This is a genomic window from Amniculibacterium aquaticum (assembly GCF_003852705.1).
Classification (GTDB): Bacteria; Bacteroidota; Bacteroidia; order Flavobacteriales; family Weeksellaceae; genus Amniculibacterium; species Amniculibacterium aquaticum.
In genome coordinates this window covers 95,076-112,686 of sequence record NZ_REFA01000007.1, presented here as the reverse complement: position 1 = coordinate 112,686, position 17,611 = coordinate 95,076, and the positions used below count along the sequence as shown (strand labels likewise).

Annotated in this window: 17 protein-coding genes; 3 read left to right on the top strand and 14 right to left on the bottom strand. The window is 36.2% G+C overall.

All coding sequences use genetic code 11. From position 1 onward, the window contains the following. Positions 1-306: 306 nt before the first annotated feature. From EIY84_RS04740 to lpxB, 11 genes are all read right to left on the bottom strand, one after another. Positions 307-2,883, bottom strand: coding sequence for a TonB-dependent receptor (locus tag EIY84_RS04740; RefSeq protein WP_124640759.1), 2,577 nt, complete (start codon positions 2,881-2,883; stop codon positions 307-309). An 81-nt stretch (positions 2,884-2,964) separates the two neighbouring features. Further along, entirely contained in the window at positions 2,965-3,291 is a 327-nt protein-coding gene (locus tag EIY84_RS04735) for a hypothetical protein (protein WP_124640758.1), read from the bottom strand. An 11-nt stretch (positions 3,292-3,302) separates the two neighbouring features. Then, complete coding sequence (locus EIY84_RS04730) at positions 3,303-4,049, bottom strand: GLPGLI family protein (RefSeq protein WP_124640757.1); 747 nt, start codon at positions 4,047-4,049, stop codon at positions 3,303-3,305. Positions 4,050-4,052: 3 nt separating this feature from the next. Then, entirely contained in the window at positions 4,053-4,364 is a 312-nt protein-coding gene (locus EIY84_RS04725; RefSeq protein WP_124640756.1) for a hypothetical protein, read from the bottom strand. A gap of 189 nt (positions 4,365-4,553) precedes the next feature. Then, positions 4,554-5,099 (bottom strand): HutD family protein, encoded by a 546-nt coding sequence (locus tag EIY84_RS04720; protein ID WP_124640755.1) that lies wholly within the window; start codon positions 5,097-5,099, stop codon positions 4,554-4,556. Between the two features lie 81 nt (positions 5,100-5,180). Beyond that, entirely contained in the window at positions 5,181-5,948 is a 768-nt protein-coding gene (locus EIY84_RS04715) for a succinate dehydrogenase/fumarate reductase iron-sulfur subunit (protein WP_124640754.1), read from the bottom strand. 19 nt (positions 5,949-5,967) lie between these two features. Continuing rightward, positions 5,968-6,546: a hypothetical protein gene (locus EIY84_RS04710; protein WP_124640753.1), complete on the bottom strand. Its 579-nt coding sequence runs from the start codon at positions 6,544-6,546 to the stop codon at positions 5,968-5,970. Between the two features lie 4 nt (positions 6,547-6,550). Then, complete coding sequence (locus tag EIY84_RS04705) at positions 6,551-8,563, bottom strand: fumarate reductase/succinate dehydrogenase flavoprotein subunit (RefSeq protein ID WP_124640752.1); 2,013 nt, start codon at positions 8,561-8,563, stop codon at positions 6,551-6,553. A 14-nt stretch (positions 8,564-8,577) separates the two neighbouring features. Continuing rightward, on the bottom strand, positions 8,578-9,240 hold the full coding sequence (locus EIY84_RS04700) for a succinate dehydrogenase cytochrome b subunit (protein ID WP_124640751.1): 663 nt from the start codon (positions 9,238-9,240) through the stop codon (positions 8,578-8,580). 160 nt (positions 9,241-9,400) lie between these two features. Then, positions 9,401-11,182: a ComEC/Rec2 family competence protein gene (locus tag EIY84_RS04695; protein WP_124640750.1), complete on the bottom strand. Its 1,782-nt coding sequence runs from the start codon at positions 11,180-11,182 to the stop codon at positions 9,401-9,403. A 66-nt stretch (positions 11,183-11,248) separates the two neighbouring features. Further along, entirely contained in the window at positions 11,249-12,361 is a 1,113-nt protein-coding gene (lpxB, locus tag EIY84_RS04690; RefSeq protein WP_124640749.1) for a lipid-A-disaccharide synthase, read from the bottom strand. 96 nt (positions 12,362-12,457) lie between these two features. Between lpxB and EIY84_RS04685 the strand changes: the two genes are divergently transcribed. Beyond that, the gene (locus tag EIY84_RS04685) at positions 12,458-12,970 is read left to right on the top strand and encodes a DUF2480 family protein (protein WP_124640763.1); all 513 of its coding nucleotides are present in this window, start codon (positions 12,458-12,460) and stop codon (positions 12,968-12,970) included. 52 nt (positions 12,971-13,022) lie between these two features. Then, positions 13,023-13,661: a DUF937 domain-containing protein gene (locus EIY84_RS04680; RefSeq protein ID WP_124640748.1), complete on the top strand. Its 639-nt coding sequence runs from the start codon at positions 13,023-13,025 to the stop codon at positions 13,659-13,661. Between the two features lie 72 nt (positions 13,662-13,733). Here the strand turns inward: EIY84_RS04680 and EIY84_RS04675 are convergent, their stop codons facing one another. Together EIY84_RS04675 and lpxK are read right to left on the bottom strand one after the other, a co-directional pair. Then, positions 13,734-14,546 carry a purine-nucleoside phosphorylase gene (locus EIY84_RS04675; protein ID WP_124640747.1) on the bottom strand — a complete coding sequence of 271 codons (813 nt, stop codon included), beginning with the start codon at positions 14,544-14,546 and terminating at the stop codon, positions 13,734-13,736. Then, entirely contained in the window at positions 14,530-15,555 is a 1,026-nt protein-coding gene (lpxK, locus tag EIY84_RS04670) for a tetraacyldisaccharide 4'-kinase (protein WP_124640746.1), read from the bottom strand. Before lpxK ends, EIY84_RS04675 begins: the two co-directional genes overlap by 17 nt. Positions 15,556-15,780: 225 nt before the next feature. Here lpxK and truA point away from each other — a divergent pair, with 225 nt between their 5' ends. After that, positions 15,781-16,512, top strand: coding sequence for a tRNA pseudouridine(38-40) synthase TruA (truA, locus tag EIY84_RS04665; protein WP_124640745.1), 732 nt, complete (start codon positions 15,781-15,783; stop codon positions 16,510-16,512). Here truA and EIY84_RS04660 read toward each other — a convergent pair. After that, positions 16,509-17,555 (bottom strand): AMP-binding protein, encoded by a 1,047-nt coding sequence (locus EIY84_RS04660; RefSeq protein ID WP_124640744.1) that lies wholly within the window; start codon positions 17,553-17,555, stop codon positions 16,509-16,511. The genes truA and EIY84_RS04660 overlap by 4 nt on opposite strands. Between the last annotated feature and the right edge of the window lie 56 nt (positions 17,556-17,611).

The window sequence follows — 17,611 nt, the reverse complement described above, 5'->3', positions numbered from 1 at the left end:
ATGAACGCTTGGATAGATAGCTTTAAAGCGCTATTAATACGATATGAAACTAAAGAAAAACATTGGAGGGATTTTCATCTGCTCGCATTCTGTTGTATTTTGATTAGGAAACATTAAACAAGTTCAATGTTAATTTTTTAAAGTTTAAATGTCTTATTAATTTCTTTGCGCATTTGGATTAACAAGACAAAGCAAAAAAAAAAAAAAAAACAATACGCAAATAAAATTTAAACTTTTTTTGAAATATTTAAAAAAATCTTCAAAACATTTCAATAACCATCATCAATGTCAAAATAGCCTATCAAATTAAAAATTCACATTGATCCCTAACACAAAATGTCTTGGCAAGAGTTTTTGGGTATATCTACTTTCGCTAATATTGGTTATGGAAAATCTTTGAATACTGCTGGCATTAAGGATGTTATTCGCAAGTAAAAACAAAGTCATATTGTGCTTTTTCCAATTGTAATTTAGTTTAACATCCCAAAATTGTATGACTTTTTGATCGGTATTACCGTTTTTATAATACTCCAATTTCGATTCTAAACGAAACAATGGACTAAAATTATAATACAAATTGAAGTAACCTTTTTGGTCGATATACGAATTGGAATTGGCATCAGAAACCAAACTACTGAAAATCCAATCGAAGCCTAATTCATAATTTATTTTTTTTACCCAACCCGATTTCATCTCAAAACCAAGTTTAACGGTTTCAAATTGAGATTGGAGTAGAGGCTGATTATTAACCGAATTTTGATATATCGATTTGTTATAAGAACCCAAAAGACTAAACCTGGACTTAATGAATTTCAGATATTTCATCAACTCCAAATTAGAAGACACATTGTAATTGTTTTTCACAAGAATGGACTGGTTGATAACATAACTCTGATCAACAATCATGTTATGAGAGATGGAGTTCTCATTTTTTATATAATGAATATCCCAACTAAGATATTGTGAGAGTTGATCGCCAAGATTGTATGAAAATCCAAGATTAAAATTCGGCAGAACCACTCTATCAATCGTACTTCTCTGAATATCCCTATTCCCTCTATAAATAAAATTGGTGTACAAATCATTGATGGAAACCGACTGAAAACTTCTACTTGCCATCAGATTAAAGCTGCCCACTTTTCTATTCCTGTACCCTAAACTTGCAGATGGAGAAAGATGGTATCCTGTATTTTCGGAACCGTTAATGTTGGTTGAGATTAGTTGATTGAGCACTGTAAAATCGTAGTTCCATTGTTTTGATTTGTAGCTGTATTTAGCTTGGGCAAAAAGGTTGTTTTTTGAGAAATTATTATGATTGATGTAGTCTTTATCATCAAAATGAACTTCAAGATTATTGAAGTTAAAAAGAGATAACCTAGAGTTTAAAACATCGTTTCTATATTCATTCCCAAACTGGATGTCCAAACTGTTTTCATCAGAATATTTTTTCATATAAGAGATTTTTGCTCCTGCAAAATTCATTTTAGATTGAATAGTTTGCCTTATTTTTTGGGCATCTGGAAGGTTTAGCAAATGTACAAAACTGTCGTTTTCGTCTGTGAAATCATAGGGTCTGTTCTGGAAAATATACCTTGCAACTCCAACCCAAGCCTTAGAAGAATCGACTTTTCTGGTGTAAATTAATCGATTTTCACTGGCAAAAAGTCGATTATTGCCCAATTGTTGATTGGGATTTTGATTGAAGATGAAAAGATTATCATTCTCTTCTTTCAAAAAAGACACTTTATTGTAAAATTGAATGTTCGATATTTTATTCAATTCCTTAGAAAGTTCTAATTTTCCGACAATGTTTTGGTTATTTTGCTTCCAAGATTTGTCTTCAAAATTATTAAAACTCTGACCATTAAAATTGAATTTATACGATGAACTAACAAAGTTATTATTTTCGATTTCGTTAAAAATGGTAACAAACTTCAGTTTCCAATCCGTTTTAAAATTGTAAATATAATTGATGGATGCCAGTCTGTCGTTGTTAAAATTGGTTCTGTTGTCCTCAAAAGAAAAATTCTTTCGGTGGAGATTCACGATGGACAAAGTCTGTAGGTCGGTCCCAACATTCTCCGCTTCATTTTCCGTATTGGGACTGATAAGATACTCTACCCCTTTCATTTCGTTCAGTCCTAGGTTATTGGCATTCAACAGAAAATACACTTTTTTTCGTTTAGAAAAATTCATTATATTGATCTTTCCTTGTCGCATATTTTCTTCAAAACTGGTAGACGTCAAAATGAGATTTCCGAACCATTTTCCTTTGGCATCTTCTTTTAGGACGAGGTTTATGGCAATCCTGTCGGAATTTTCTATATCCTTTAAAAGTTTATTTTTAGAATAATTTTTCAGCACCTGAACTTTTTCCACAGGTTTTGATGGCATATTTTGCGTAAGCGTTTGGTAGCCTTTTTCGAAGAGGTCGTCGTTTTCTACCATTACCCTTTCCACTTCTTTGTCACCCACTTTTATTTTACCATCACTCATCACTTTTATGCCGGGTAATTTTTTCAAAATATCTTCCACATTTTGTTCCGTCCCTGTGCTAAAGTTTTTAGTCGTATATTCTATGGTATCTTTTTTTATCCGAATGGGAGAAGATCGTTTTATGACGACTTCTTTTATTTCTTTTTCTCTTTTATGATCTACAACAATGGTTTTCAGATCTATTTCGGTATTTTTTCGAATTATCCTAATTGGGAATTTTTTGTTTTGATATCCTACGGCAGTTATCTGCACTTGCATATCTCCGAACTTGTCGGTTTTCAATAAAAAACTTCCGTCTTTATTTGTAAAGACGAAAGCTAGGGTATTGTCCTCTTTGTCGGCCAATATGATATTGGCTCGGTAAAGAGGATGATTGGTCTCCGACATCAATAGACCTTTGATCTCTGATTGCGCGGATACTTTCAGGAAAAATAATAAAAAGAGTAAATATAAATGCTTCAAAACTTACTATCGCACTACATCAACAATGGTTTCTACTAATTTAATTAAAAATGATTGTGCCGCATTATGATCACAGGCATCAACAACCGTTTCGTGTCTTATGGTCGAGTTGGCTGGTGATGTCCCACAATCACCTGAGTTACCTCCTAATTGTTGGTAGGATCTAAAACCATAGCAATCTTCGGTCACTGCAACAAATTGATGATAGCAAGAATTGTCTGCATCTATTTTTTCTATAATCCTTGTTGTTGGGATTTTGTTTTCATTTGAATTTGCAAATGATAGCGCTGTAAAAACTGTTAAAAACAACAGTGAAAATATTTTTGTTTTCATAAGTGTATGTATTATTCGATTTCTAATTCGATTAAGCCCTCTCTGGAAGGTGACGATATTGTCAAATTGGTGTTTTTGGGTAATTGAGCGATAATTTTCTGTCTCTGCTCTTCATTTAATTTATTTTCAACTTCAACATACTTACTGAAAGGGATGATGTACTTGGAATACTTGGTATAGAGATCGACAAATTTATGAGGCCTTGGTAACTTTGAGTTGAAAACCAATTCTGTGGCTTCGAATGTATATTCGCCTTTGTCTCCATCTACTTTCAGAATCAACCCTGGCAAACCTCCCAATTTCCATGGCCCTATGGGTACGGGAATTTCTTTAGCGTACCAGACTTTATAGTTTCTCCCTCGAAATTTTGCTGTAGCGATATTGCAATCGTAATTTAATATTTTCTCACTCCCTTTTTCAAAGGTCCAATTAATGGTAGGGATCTCATCCCTGTAAAGAAACGGCTTATTTACAACTTCACTCTCTACAAAAAACTCATTGGAATACAAATCTTTCTTGGTGTAATTCCTAATATTCCTTTCATCTTCGGTATAACTTTTATCATTCAACAGTTCTTGGTATGTCTTATAATCTTTGTTGTAGATTGGGAAATTCAGAGAACTTTTGTCATCGTAAATCAAAAACGAAACATTGGTTTGCTGTACATCTTTTCTATATTCTACATACCGAACAATTGTGTTTTGAGAATAAACGGTTACCGATGCAATAAGTAAAAAATAAGCGAAAATTTTCTTCATAATTTATAATATATCTTGAATTTGATCCAATGCTTCAGAAAAACTTTTCCAAGGACCGCATGTGTTTTTATAAGAAACATGAAAAATGATTGATCCGTCTTCGTTATCACCACAACCACCTTCCATAGAGCCAACATTCATACTGGTTTTCTTTCCATCACAATCAACCAATACCAATTTATAACCGTGCAGACAGGATAATAAAGCATTCTTGTTTTCCTTAATTATTTTTGTTGATTTGTTCATATTGTCTCCAGCAAACATACTTGCCGTTGTACCAACCGTTAGTAACAGTCCTAAAGCTAATTTTTTCATAATGTTAATTTTTTAAAGTTTAAATTTAATTTTTTTGTCAATTTTTTTTTGCGCAACTGGATTAACAAGACAAAGCAAAAAAAAAAAAAAAACAATATGCAAATAAAATTTAAACTTTTTTGAAAAAAAATTAAAAAACCACTACAAACATTCAACAATTTCCCAATAATACTAAAATCATCCTTCAATTTAAAAATGAATCTCTCCGAAAATTACAGGAGTTTCTGATTTTAGGTTGATGCTTTCCCGAGAGTTGTTGTTCACCATCAATAGATTTCCTTTTTCTAAAGTAAATGGTTGATTATTTACACTGATTTTCGCTCCAACCAAGGCGAAAACAAAAACAAAATCACTGGTGCTGACAAAGGTTTTAGAAACCAAAACGCTAAACTTCTTGTGTTGTTTTTTCACCATCAAATTAAAATCCGAACCCAAAGAAAAAGATCGAATCTCGTCCGAAGAATCGAAATCAAAAACTTCGTGTTCCAGATAATATTCTCGTTTTCCATTCTTCTCGATACTCAGATCTTCATCCAACATCACCAAAAATCTTTTATAACCCGAAAACCTCGTGAATGCAGAAGGCACCTTCTCTATGGTCGCAGAGGAAATTCTAAAATCAAAATTTCTGTCCGTATAACTGGACTGTTCGGGGAATATAAAATACTGAAAAGTCTTGCCTCCCTCCCAAATCTGGGGCTGTATTTCATTTTTTTTAATGATTTTGATGTCCATTTTTAGATTTCATTTTGGTTTAAAGATAAAAAAACCTTCCGGATAATTCCGAAAGGTTCTAAAATTATTTTGAAAAAGAAACTATCCTCTATCTACAAAAGCAGAAAGATATTCTCTGTTCATTCTTGCGATGTTTTCTAGGGAAATTCCTTTAGGACATTCCACCTCACAAGCTCCGGTGTTGGAACACGCTCCGAAACCTTCTTCATCCATTTGCTTCACCATGTTCAGTACTCTTCTCTTCGCTTCTACTTTACCTTGAGGCAATAGTGCGTATTGAGAAACTTTAGCACCTACAAATAGCGCTGCAGAACCGTTTTTACAAGTGGCAACACAAGCACCACAACCGATACATGCTGCGGCATCCATTGCTTTATCGGCATCTTCTTTCGGAACAGGAATTGCGTTGGCATCCAAAGTATTTCCAGAAGTATTCACAGAAACGAAACCACCGGCAGCCATAATTCTGTCGAAAGCAGATCTGTCCACCACCAAGTCTTTAATAACCGGGAATGCTGCAGATCTCCAAGGTTCGATGGTAATGGTTTCGCCATCTTTGAACATTCTCATGTGCAACTGGCAAGTGGTAATCCCGGTATCCGGTCCGTGAGCTCTACCGTTGATGTATAGAGAGCACATTCCGCAGATCCCTTCACGACAGTCGTGGTCGAAAGCGATAGGCTCTTTACCTTCATTAACTAGGTTTTCGTTCAGGATGTCCAACATTTCCAAGAATGATGAATCTGTAGAAATATCAGATACTTTGTAAACCTCGAACTGACCTTTTGATTTATTATTTTTCTGTCTCCAAATTTTCAGAGTCAGATTAAGTCCTTTTTTTGCACTCATTTCTTAATGATTTTGGAGATTAATTTCTAGTAGGTTTATCAGCATTTTCAAATTTCCAAGAAATATCTAAAATTTGTATTTTGCTAGATTTATTAGCTTTTAAGCTATTATATGTCTCTAATCCTTTTTTAATATTTTCACTTTTATTGTCAGTAGGATTACTAAAAATTTGTTTTGTGTCATTTTTAATAACTCTATAAAATAATTTCTTGTCACTAAATTCATTTGGATTTAATGGTTTTAAATTAACCCCGGCAATAAAAGCTCCCATTTGCCCTTCTGCATTAATTACATATACCGAATTAGGAGCTAGATTTGCTTCTACATAATCTCTATTTTCAGAAGTAGCCCAAAATAAATGTTCTCCAGGTTCACATTCATATACAAGATAACTACTTCCAGAAACTGCCCCCAAAAATTTATCTTTATCATAAATTCTAAAATTTAAAGCAAATCCAGCTCCAGATCTCACGAAATACACTAAAGATTTTCCTTCAGATGGTTTAATTATATCTTGAGTAGTAATATTTTGAGAAAATATTGAAATTAATCCAAATATTGAAGCTAATAATATATATGTTTTTTTTAAATTTTTCATAATTCTATTTATAACTTCTTGTTTTCACTTCGATATTTTCGTAGATCAAGTCTTCTTTGTGCATGGTTTCAGCATTGATATCATCACCTTTATATTCCCAAGCGGCAACATATTTAAAGTTCACATCGTCTCTTTCTGCCTCACCTTCCTCAGTTGCATGATCCCAACGGAAGTGACCTCCACAAGATTCTTTTCTGTTCAATGCATCAATGGCCATCAATTGTCCCAATTCTAGGAAATCGGCCACTCTGCATGCTTTTTCCAGTTCCATGTTCATTTCGTTGGCTTCACCAGGAACACGAACATTTTGCCAGAAATCTTTTCTTACTTCTTCAATTTCCTTGATGGCTTCTTGCAAACCTTCCGGAGTTCTTCCCATACCAACTTTATTCCACATGATGTGTCCTAATTTTTTATGGAAATAATCAACAGAGTGAGTTCCTTTGTTGTTAATGAAGAAATTAATTCTGTCTTTCACCGACTTCTCAGCTTCGTCAAAAGCAGGAGAATTGGTTGGGATCTCACCCGTACGGATGTCTGCAGAAAGATAATCTGCAATGGTATAAGGCAATACGAAATATCCGTCTGCAAGACCTTGCATAAGAGCAGATGCTCCTAATCTATTCGCTCCGTGGTCAGAGAAGTTGGCCTCACCAATTACAAAACAACCAGGAATTGTCGATTGCAGGTTATAATCTACCCAAACCCCACCCATGGTGTAGTGTACTGCAGGATAAATTTTCATTGGAGTAACATACGGGTTGTCGGCCGTAATTTTTTCGTACATCACGAAAAGGTTACCGTATTTTTCTTCAACCCAAGCCTTTCCAAGATCGTAAATCTGTTGCTCGGACGGGTTGTGAATATTTTTTTCGATGGCAGCTTCTTTACCTTTTTTCTGAATTTCGGTAGAGAAATCCAAGTAAACTCCTTCTTTGGTATCGTTGTTTTCGATTCCAAAACCTGCATCACATCTTTCTTTTGCAGCTCTAGAAGCCACATCTCTTGGCACCAAGTTACCGAAAGCCGGATATCTTCTTTCCAAATAGTAATCTCTGTCTTCCGCTTTTATGTCTTGAGGTTTCAATTTCCCTTCTCTAATTGCAACTGCATCTTCAATCTTTTTAGGAACCCAGATTCTTCCGGAGTTTCTAAGAGATTCTGACATCAAAGTCAGTTTAGACTGCTGCGTTCCATGTACCGGAATACAAGTCGGGTGGATCTGTACATAACAAGGATTAGCGAAATAAGCTCCTTTTTTGTGAATTTTCCAAGCAGCTGAAGTGTTGGATCCCATTGCATTTGTTGAAAGGAAATAAACATTTCCGTAACCTCCGGATGCGATAACAACAGCATGTGCAGAGTGTTTTTCAATTTCTCCAGTCACTAAATTTCTTGCGATAATCCCTCTTGCTTTTCCATCTACCAAAACCAATTCCATCATTTCGTGACGGTTGTACATTTTGATACGGCCTTTACCAATCTGGCGGCTCATTGCAGAATAAGCTCCTAACAACAACTGCTGACCGGTTTGTCCTTTTGCATAGAAAGTTCTTTTAACCTGAACCCCACCGAAAGAACGGTTGTCCAACTGACCTCCGTATTCTCTACCAAAAGGAACGCCTTGCGCTACACATTGGTCGATGATGTTTGCAGAAACTTCTGCCAAACGATATACATTGGCTTCTCTCGCTCTGTAATCACCACCTTTGATGGTATCATAAAACAATCTATAGGTAGAGTCACCGTCTCCTTGATAATTTTTTGCAGCGTTAATCCCTCCTTGAGCAGCAATAGAGTGTGCTCTTCTTGGTGAATCTTGGTAGCAAAAAGCTTTTACATTGTAACCTTGCTCTGCCAAAGTTGCAGCAGCAGAACCACCTGCCAAACCGGTTCCTACAACAATGATATCAATTTTATCACGGTTGTTAGGAGCAACCAAGTTCATGTGGTCTTTATGATTAGTCCATTTGTCCTTCAATGGACCTGCTGGAATTTTTGAATCTAATATTCCCATATCTTTAATGGATATTATTTAGTGAAAAAATGAAATAATGCAACAAACATGAATCCTGCAGGAATTAGGATAGAATACCACTTCCCGAAATTTTTAATGCATGGAGTGTACTTTGGATGTCTCGCACCAATGGATTGGAATGAAGACTGAAATCCGTGTGCCAAATGCAGACCAAGCAATACAAAAGCGATGCAATAAAATGCAACTCTCAAAGGATTTGCAAAGCTGTGGTGCAACTCTTCCCAGAAACGATCAGGGTTGGGAGCCAAAGCCTCAACATACTTGTAGTTCATTTCGTGTACCCAAAAATCATACATGTGCAATCCCAAGAAAGCCAAGATTACCAAACCGGAAATCCCCATGTTTCTAGACATCCATGTAGAGTTGGCTGCCGCTCCAGACACTGCATATTTTACAGGTCTTGCTTTGTTGTTCTTCATTTCCAAAACCATACCCATTACGAAGTGAAAAATCACTGCGAATCCCAAAACAGGCTGCATAACGAACTGTATCAAAGGATTGTATCCCATGAAAGTCGAAGCTTCATTGAAGGCAGCTGGACTGAAAACCGACAGTAAATTCACCGAAAGGTGCATAATTAGGAAAACAAGCAAAAACATTGCAGACAATGCCATTGCGTACTTTCTACCAATGGTAGAACTCGTTAATCCCGCCATAATTTTTAATTTTTTTTGAATTTGAATTAATAGCTACAAAGTTAAATATTTGTTAAAGTTCTAAAAAATGAAATCAAAGAAAGTATACAGTTTGGAACGCTTCTAAATAAGCCCTGCTTGAATTGCGAGATATTTACACATGAAAACTAAAATTCGATAGCTAATTCAAAGGATATAACTTCCCATTTATCAAGACATTAGAAGCTCCTTTTGGCAATTTCTCCAACTTATACTCGCTCATCCTTCTGGACGACAAATAAGGCTGAATAATGTATTTTTTCAATTGCTCCTTATCCATTTCTTGAGGAATGTAAAACGAAATATTAGAATTTTCTTTAACAATGAGTATATTTTTCTTTCTATTTTCTAGTGTTAGAACTTCATTTTTCTCTAAAAAATAAAAATCTAAAGTCCAACGAAATCCCAAAAAAAGAATCATCAAACAAGACATTTTCATTATTTGCTTTGAGCTTTTCTTCTCCAAAATGGGTTTTAACAAAAACAAAATCACCATCAACAGAAGTACTTCTACCAATGACATGGAAATATTTTCTTGAAAAGCCCAATCTTTTACTGAAAAGAAATGGATAACATCCAGCAACTTCAAAACCAGAAAATCAAAAATCTTAATTAAAAATTCCAATTGTACACCCAAGCCAAAAAGTAAAGTCATCAGCAATGAAAACACGATAAGAATTTCTGAAAAAGGAACAATTAACAGATTGGCCACGAGAGACAAAGCTGAATATTGATGGAAATAAAACAAAACCAAAGGCAATGTCGCCAACTGAGCACTAAGACTTACCGCAAACAATGAAATCATGAATTTTTGAATTTCATTTTTAGGCTTTGGAAATTGGAGAACAATAGGTTTATTCAGCCAAAAAATCCCCAAAACAGCTATAAAACTCAACTGAAAACCCACATCGAACAAGGAATTGGTATTGTTAAAAAGCAACATAAAACCGGCTAAAGAAACGGCATGCAACAAATCGGGTTTCCTGTCCAGCAGAATAAAAATATAGTACGCCGTAATCATGATGGAGCTGCGCACCACCGATGATCCAAAATCAATAAGCACGGTAAAAGCCCAAATAAAAACCAAAGACAAGACAATGGCTAATTTTTTCTGAGACAAGGGCAACAGCATTTTCAAAACAAAAAAGACCAACCAAAAAATAACCACCATATGGGTGCCGGAAATTGCCAGAATATGCACCAACCCGGTTCTTGTAAAGTCAGCAACCGTATCTCCATCCATTTCTGTTCGGTCTGCTAAAATGATTCCTTTGGTAAATTCTTTGGTTTTTGGACTGAGATTGGATTCTGATATTTTGGTTAATAAAGAGCGTCGAAATTGCTTTATTTGATCCGAAAACGACAAGGGTTTCGGACTTGCCTCCAACCGATCTCCAATCCAAACTTGGTGATAAATGCCTTGCCGGGAAAGGTATTTGGCATAGTCGAAAAGAAAATCAAATTTTGGAGTTTCTATTTCTTTTATAAATGCATCAGCCGTGTAATAATGGGTAAAATCCAGACTTTGAACTTCTTTTGAAACCGACATCACGGCCTTGAAAGGGCTTTGATTTTTTCGAGAACCCACCTTCAAAACCTCCACTTCATATCGTTTGTACTTCTCGTTACTGTTCAGTTTTTTTTCAATTTGAAAAACGATATTTTCTCGATTATTAAAAGGTACTGGTTTTGATTTTTCAGAATTGAATTGATGAAGCAACATCCCCATCGACATAAAGAAGAAGGCAAATGCATACGGTTTTATTCTTTTAAAAATTACACTTTTGCCCAACGACAAAAGCAAACATACAATAGAAAACAATAAGATGAAATAGGCCACAAAACGAGACATTGCGATAGAATCTACCCACAATATTCCAAAGATGAACCCCAACAAAGCTATGAGTAACGGCTGCCTATTCATAACCCAGATTTTTAGAAAAACTAAGTTACAAAATTATAAGTCACTGCATTACACTATTTTAAAAAATTATTTCACAACAGAGTTTACGATAATTATTGCGGCATTTTCACTGGCTCCACGATTGCCCAATTTTTCTTTAAGAACTTGGTAATCGTCTAAAATCTTTGTGCGATTTTCATTCAAAACCAAATTCAGTTCTTTCACCAAATTTTCGGTATTCAATTCCTTTTGGATGAGCTCTTTCACGACTTCGGCATCCATTATCAAATTCACCAAAGAAATGTACTTGATGTTCTTCACCAATCGCTTTCCGATTTCGTACGAAACGGCCGAACTTCTGTAGCACACCACTTCCGGAACATTTAGCAAAGCCGTTTCTAAAGTTGCCGTTCCGCTGGTTACCAACGCCGCCTTGGAACATCTGAGAAGATCATAGGTTTCGTTAGACACAAAATGAACCTGATCGTCAACATATTTTTCGTAAAAATCTTTATCAAGACTCGGAGCGCCAGCGATTACAAATTGATAATTAGAGAAAAAAGGGCGTACAGAAAGCATAACCTCCAACATCTTCTCCACCTCTTGTTTTCTAGATCCCGGCAAGAGTGCAATAATCTCTCGCTGATCCAAGCGATGCTTGACTTTAAAATCGGACTCTTCAATTTTCGGTAGATTCTCTATGGCATCCAAAAGCGGATGTCCCACAAACTGGGCATTGAAATGGTGTTTTTTATAAAAATCTTTTTCAAAAGGTAAGATCACCAACATCTCATCGACATGTTTTTTTACGGTCTCTACTCGACCTTCCTTCCAGGCCCAAAGTTGTGGCGAAATGTAATACACCACCCGAATACCAAGACTTTTAGCAAATTCAGCAATTCTAAGATTGAAGCCTGGATAATCCACCAGAACCAAAACATCAGGCACATAAGCCGCAATGTCTTTTTTACAAAATTTAATATTTCCTAAAATGGTTTTTATATTTTTTGCCACTTCCAAAAAACCCATAAAAGCGAGGTCTCGGTAGTGCTTTACAGGCTTTTCTCCCGAAGCATCTTGCATCAAGTTACCGCCCCAAAATCGAAATTCTGCGGTTTGATCTTTCGTTTTAATGGCTTTTATCAAATTACTTCCGTGTAGATCCCCAGAAGCTTCTCCGGCAATGATATAATATTTCAACTGTAAGCTTTTTTAGAATTTAAACTTTGGACTCTAGTAATCTTCCGTCTAAATCATTAATTTAACATAAATTTGTGTAAAGATAAATAAATAATGATGTCCGAAGAATTTGAAATAAAAAATAAAGTTGCCGATAGCGGTTTGGTCAATTTTGATCTTTCTGATTTAGTCCCGAAAGGCGAAAGAAAAGGTATTGATTTAAAAGACTTTCTGTACGAAGGCTTGATTTTAAAAGAAAAAGATTTCCGAGAAAAAATCCAGAATTTGGATCCTCAACAGTTCAAAGATTGTTTTGTGTACATTTACAATTCTGCAGATGCCATCGTTCCGCTTTGGTCGTATTTTTTGCTGACTTCTAAAATTAGTGGCGAAACCAAAAAAATTGTGTTTGGCAACCGAGAAGATTTGGAGATCATCCTTATGCACCAAGCCGTACACAACTACGACTACAGCGACTTGCACGGAAAAAGAGTTTTGGTAAAAGGTTGCTCGGATGTAGAAATCCCCGAAAATGCATACATTGAATTGGTTGAACAGCTGAAACCCATCGTAAAATCGTTGATGTTCGGCGAGGCATGCTCTAATGTTCCGATTTTCAAAAATAGTTAGCTTTCTTTTATTAATTATTTATACATTTGATTTTCATTTTAAAAAACATACAATGAGTTTATTAGATTTATTAACCGGAAATTCCGGAGACCAAGTAGCACAAGAAGCAGAAAACCGTTTCGGTATTTCTAAAGGTCAGATTTTAGCACTTTTGGCCGTTGCGGCTCCAATCATCATCAGTCAGTTAAGAAAAAATTCTGAAAAAAGCACTGAAGAAGCCGACAACATCAACAACGCACTGAACAAGCACAACGGATCTGTACTTAACAATCCTACAGAAGCCAGTGAAGCCGATGGCAACTCTATACTTTCTCATATTTTTGGAAGCAACAAAGCGAATGTAGAAAGTCAGCTTGCTCAATCTTCAGGAATTTCTATGGACAAAATTGGACCACTTTTATCCATGTTGGCACCAGTGGTTATGGGATATTTGGGCAAGCAAAAACAACAAGCCGGCGTAAATACCGGTGGAGGATTGGGAGATTTACTAGGAAGTGTACTAGGAAACGCACAATCTCAATCTCAAGCAAGTAACGATCCGTTATCCAATATTTTAGGATCCGTACTTGGAGGTGGAGCACAGCAAAGTGGAGGAATTGGTGACCTACTGGGATCTGTACTTGGCGGAGGTGGAAACCAACAACAAGGTGGACTGGGCAGCATACTAGGAAACATTCTAGGAGGCAAATAACCACAGAACTTATACCAAACAAAAGGGTTTTGCAATACTGCGAAACCCTTTTTTATTTATCAAAACTTTGGTTTAATAGTTTTTCACCAAGCCTTTTACCAATTTAACCACATTGGGCATGGCCGTATTGGCAGCTTGCAATACCTCTTCATGAGAAACAGCATAGGCAATGTCCGGACCTCCCAAATCGGTAATGATGGACAATCCGAAACAGTCCATACCTTGATGTTTGGCAACAATCACTTCGGGCACCGTGCTCATCCCTACAGCATCAGCACCCATGGCTTTTACCATGCCGTATTCTGCAGGTGTTTCGAAAGTTGGACCTTGCAACGCCAAATAAGTACCCACATGATATGGAATTTTATTTTCTTGAGCGAAATCCTCAACCGTGGAAAGCATTTTTTTATTGTACGGCTCGCTCATGTCCACAAATCGAGGTCCCAATTCATCTATATTTTTCCCACGGAGCGGGTGTTCCGGCATCATGTTGATGTGGTCTTTGATAAGCATTACATCGCCAACCTTGAATTTAGAATTCACCCCACCAGAAGCGTTTGAAACAATTAAATTCTGAATCCCCAACAATTTAAATACCCTAAACGGAAAGGTAATGGTTTCCATAGAATGTCCTTCGTAATAGTGAAAACGACCGCTCATCATCAACACTTTTTTGCCTTCCAAAAGTCCGTAGATCAGTTTTCCACCGTGACCTACAACGGTAGTCGTTGGGAAATTTGGGATTTCATGATAATCCAAAACTTCCAATTCTTGCACCTCATCTTTCAAAGCGCCAAGTCCCGAACCCAAAACGATGGCAAAGTCCGGCTGACTTTTTATTTTATCCAAGATAAAACTTGCAGTTTCTTTAATTTTTTCTAACATAATCCAATACAATTTGGTCGAAATCTTCTTTTCTATCAATACTCACATTGATGGGCCAATAAAAAATCACATCTCTAAGTTGATCATAAGTTTTTAATCTCACATAATCTTTCTCTGTGGTCAAGATCATTTTATAATCGCCCATTTTTCGATATTCTGCCAGGATGTTCTTAATATCACCTTCCGTAAAACTATGATGATCTCTGAATTTTAGATGTTTAACCTTATCCGAAAACTTAGACAAATGTTTTACCAAAGGATTGGGATTGGCAATTCCGGTGATCAATAAAACATCATAAAAAGCTAAATTGTTATCCGGAATAGACTTGTTGTTGCTGTAAATATTTTCATCATAATTAATGGAAGAAAAAAATACTTTTTGAGCGTTTTTCGGTCGAATTCTGGAAATATAAAACTGCTTCTTTTCTTCTGTAAGATCATCCGGACATTTAGAAACCATTATGATCTGTGCTCTAGAAGCTCCAGACCTGGACTCTCGCAAATCTCCTGCCGGCAACAGGTAGTCCTTAAAATACGGATCGTTATAATCCGTCATCAGGATATTGAATCCCGGTTTTATGGCACGGTGCTGATAAGCATCATCCAGCAAAAGAACGGACAGATCCATTTCAGAAATCATCTTTTTAGCTCCAGAAACACGATCTTCGCATACGCCAACCACAAAACGATTTTTAAATCGTTCGAAAAGTTGCATCGCCTCATCTCCTACCGACTTATAATTGCTATCGTAATTGGTAATGCCGTATCCCTTAGTAATCCGTCCGTACCCTCTGGAAAGCACTCCTGTACGGTAATATTTTGAAATCAGATCGGCCAAATACATGACCATCGGTGACTTCCCAGAACCCCCAACCGATAAATTCCCTACACAGATCACGGGCGTCTGAAACTTCACCGACCGTTTTAGACCTATGTTATAAAGCATATTCCTTGTGGAAGTCCCCAAGTTATAAAGGATTGAAAAAGGAAAGAGATACCATCTTTTCATCGGTTATAAATTAAATTTCATGGTTATTTTTTGTGACTTTACAGTACAAATCGGCACTGAAGCCCATCAACAATTCACAAAAATATTACAAAGCAAGGGATTGAGCAAATCTAAAATCAATAAAGAAACTCAAGAGAAAAAAGTCAAGTTCTAAATGAAAAAATTCATTTTCAAAAGCATAGTTTGTTGTAAAATGGAATTGATTATTTTTGCAAAAAAAATTCTGTGAGGTATTTTATTGAATTTTCATACAATGGAAAAAATTATTTTGGCTATCAGATTCAGCCGAATGAAATAAGCATTCAGGAGGAAATGGAAAAAGCATTAAGCACCATCCTTCGCGAAGAAATAAAAACCACAGGGGCAGGCAGAACCGATACGGGAGTACATGCGAAGAAAATTTTTGCTCATTTTGACACTTCAAAAGAAATCGATGACAATTTCTGTTATAAACTGAATGCTTTTCTCCCAAGTGACATTGTCGTTCAGAGCATTTTTAAAGTTAAAGATGACATGCATGCTCGATTTGATGCAACTTTCAGAACTTATGAATATTACATTTCCTCCAAAAAAAATCCTTTTGCCCTAGAATCTTCTTGGCAAATTTGGCGCCGAAACATCGACATCAACAAAATGAACGAAGCCTGCAAAATTCTTTTTGAATATGAGGATTTCAGCAGTTTTGCCAAAGTAGGCAGCGACAACAAAACCAACATTTGTAAAATTTACAAAGCCGAGTGGGAGCAAATTGGTGATGAAATGAAATTCACCATTTCTGCCGATCGTTTTTTAAGAAACATGGTGCGCTCCATTGTCGGAACGATGATTGAAATTGGGAGTGGCAAATATCCGGTGGAAGAACTCAGACGAATTATCGAAGATAAGAATCGTAATTCAGCCGGAACATCGGCACCAGCACAAGGTTTATTTTTGGTGGATGTTGGATATCGTTTTTAAGACTTTAAGAATTCCAACAATTTCAGTCGGCTCACTTTTCCGTTTTTGGTTCTTGGGATTTCGTTGATAAAAATAATTTCTTTGGGCTTATGAAAAGATTTCTCAAAATTAATTTCTGAAATCTCAGTTTTAATCTGTTGTTTTTCCTGTTCAGAACACCCTTTACACTCTACCACCAAGACCAGTTTTTGACCTAGAACCTCATCTTCTAAACCGAGAAATACCAATTCATTTTCTATTGTGGATTTCACCTTTCGTTCCAATTCTTCGGGGAAAATTTTGGCACCACCAGAGTTGATAACGAAATCAGCACGGCCTAAGAATCTGAAATGATGATCGTTAATAATGCTGACCACATCGTTGGTCTGAAGCATGCCATCGTGTAAAGAGGGAGCAAAAATCTTGAGGCAACCTCTGGCATCTTGGGACAGCGACACGCCATCAAAAGCCGTAAAAAAATCTTCACACTTAGGGAAAATTTGTTTCAAAGCAATATGAGATAGCGTTTCCGTCATTCCGTAGGTCTCAAAAACCCTAACCTTATTTTCGTTTCCCAAGAGATGTTGATGAATTTTTTGTTTTAAATTTTCAGAAACCGCCGCACCACCGATGATGATGTTTTTAATTTTATGCAAGTGGTTCAGAGATCGTTCGACTTGCAAAGGAGTAAGTGCACAAAAGTCCACACTTTCCTTTAATTCTGAAAGTGGGTGCAGCGAAGGTTGGGTGATGTAGATTTTCAATTTTCTTTCGATAGCCCTTACCAACATCATTTTTCCGGAAATATATTCTACGGGCAGTGCAAGCAAAGCCGTGTTTCCATTTTTCAGTTTAAGAAAATCACAAGTCATTTGAGCCGAATTTTTCATTCGGGATTTTTCAATTTGCAATTTTTTAGGTTCACTGGTTGAACCTGAAGTCTGGACTTCTACCGTTTCACATGCCGAAAACCAATCGTTGCAAAAAAAAACTACTTTTTCTTCAAAATCATCCGAAGTGCGTAAGTTATTCGTTTCAAGAGAATTAAAATCCAAAAACCTCATGGGCATAAAAATTTATTCAAAAATAAGACATTTTTTTTGAGAAAACACTTGCAAGT

What these genes read in the sequence shown, in the direction of transcription:
- EIY84_RS04675 (WP_124640747.1), bottom strand. Translation starts at nt 14,546, where the DNA reads ATGTTAGAAAAAATTAAAGAAACTGCAAGTTTTATCTTGGATAAAATA.
- EIY84_RS04725 (WP_124640756.1), bottom strand. Translation starts at nt 4,364, where the DNA reads ATGAAAAAATTAGCTTTAGGACTGTTACTAACGGTTGGTACAACGGCA.
- EIY84_RS04695 (WP_124640750.1), bottom strand. Translation starts at nt 11,182, where the DNA reads ATGAATAGGCAGCCGTTACTCATAGCTTTGTTGGGGTTCATCTTTGGA.
- EIY84_RS04685 (WP_124640763.1), top strand. Translation starts at nt 12,458, where the DNA reads ATGTCCGAAGAATTTGAAATAAAAAATAAAGTTGCCGATAGCGGTTTG.
- EIY84_RS04660 (WP_124640744.1), bottom strand. Translation starts at nt 17,555, where the DNA reads ATGAGGTTTTTGGATTTTAATTCTCTTGAAACGAATAACTTACGCACT.
- EIY84_RS04740 (WP_124640759.1), bottom strand. Translation starts at nt 2,883, where the DNA reads ATGTCGGAGACCAATCATCCTCTTTACCGAGCCAATATCATATTGGCC.
- EIY84_RS04710 (WP_124640753.1), bottom strand. Translation starts at nt 6,546, where the DNA reads ATGAAAAATTTAAAAAAAACATATATATTATTAGCTTCAATATTTGGA.
- lpxK (WP_124640746.1), bottom strand. Translation starts at nt 15,555, where the DNA reads ATGAAAAGATGGTATCTCTTTCCTTTTTCAATCCTTTATAACTTGGGG.
- EIY84_RS04700 (WP_124640751.1), bottom strand. Translation starts at nt 9,240, where the DNA reads ATGGCGGGATTAACGAGTTCTACCATTGGTAGAAAGTACGCAATGGCA.
- EIY84_RS04730 (WP_124640757.1), bottom strand. Translation starts at nt 4,049, where the DNA reads ATGAAGAAAATTTTCGCTTATTTTTTACTTATTGCATCGGTAACCGTT.
- EIY84_RS04720 (WP_124640755.1), bottom strand. Translation starts at nt 5,099, where the DNA reads ATGGACATCAAAATCATTAAAAAAAATGAAATACAGCCCCAGATTTGG.
- EIY84_RS04705 (WP_124640752.1), bottom strand. Translation starts at nt 8,563, where the DNA reads ATGGGAATATTAGATTCAAAAATTCCAGCAGGTCCATTGAAGGACAAA.
- EIY84_RS04735 (WP_124640758.1), bottom strand. Translation starts at nt 3,291, where the DNA reads ATGAAAACAAAAATATTTTCACTGTTGTTTTTAACAGTTTTTACAGCG.
- EIY84_RS04680 (WP_124640748.1), top strand. Translation starts at nt 13,023, where the DNA reads ATGAGTTTATTAGATTTATTAACCGGAAATTCCGGAGACCAAGTAGCA.
- EIY84_RS04715 (WP_124640754.1), bottom strand. Translation starts at nt 5,948, where the DNA reads ATGAGTGCAAAAAAAGGACTTAATCTGACTCTGAAAATTTGGAGACAG.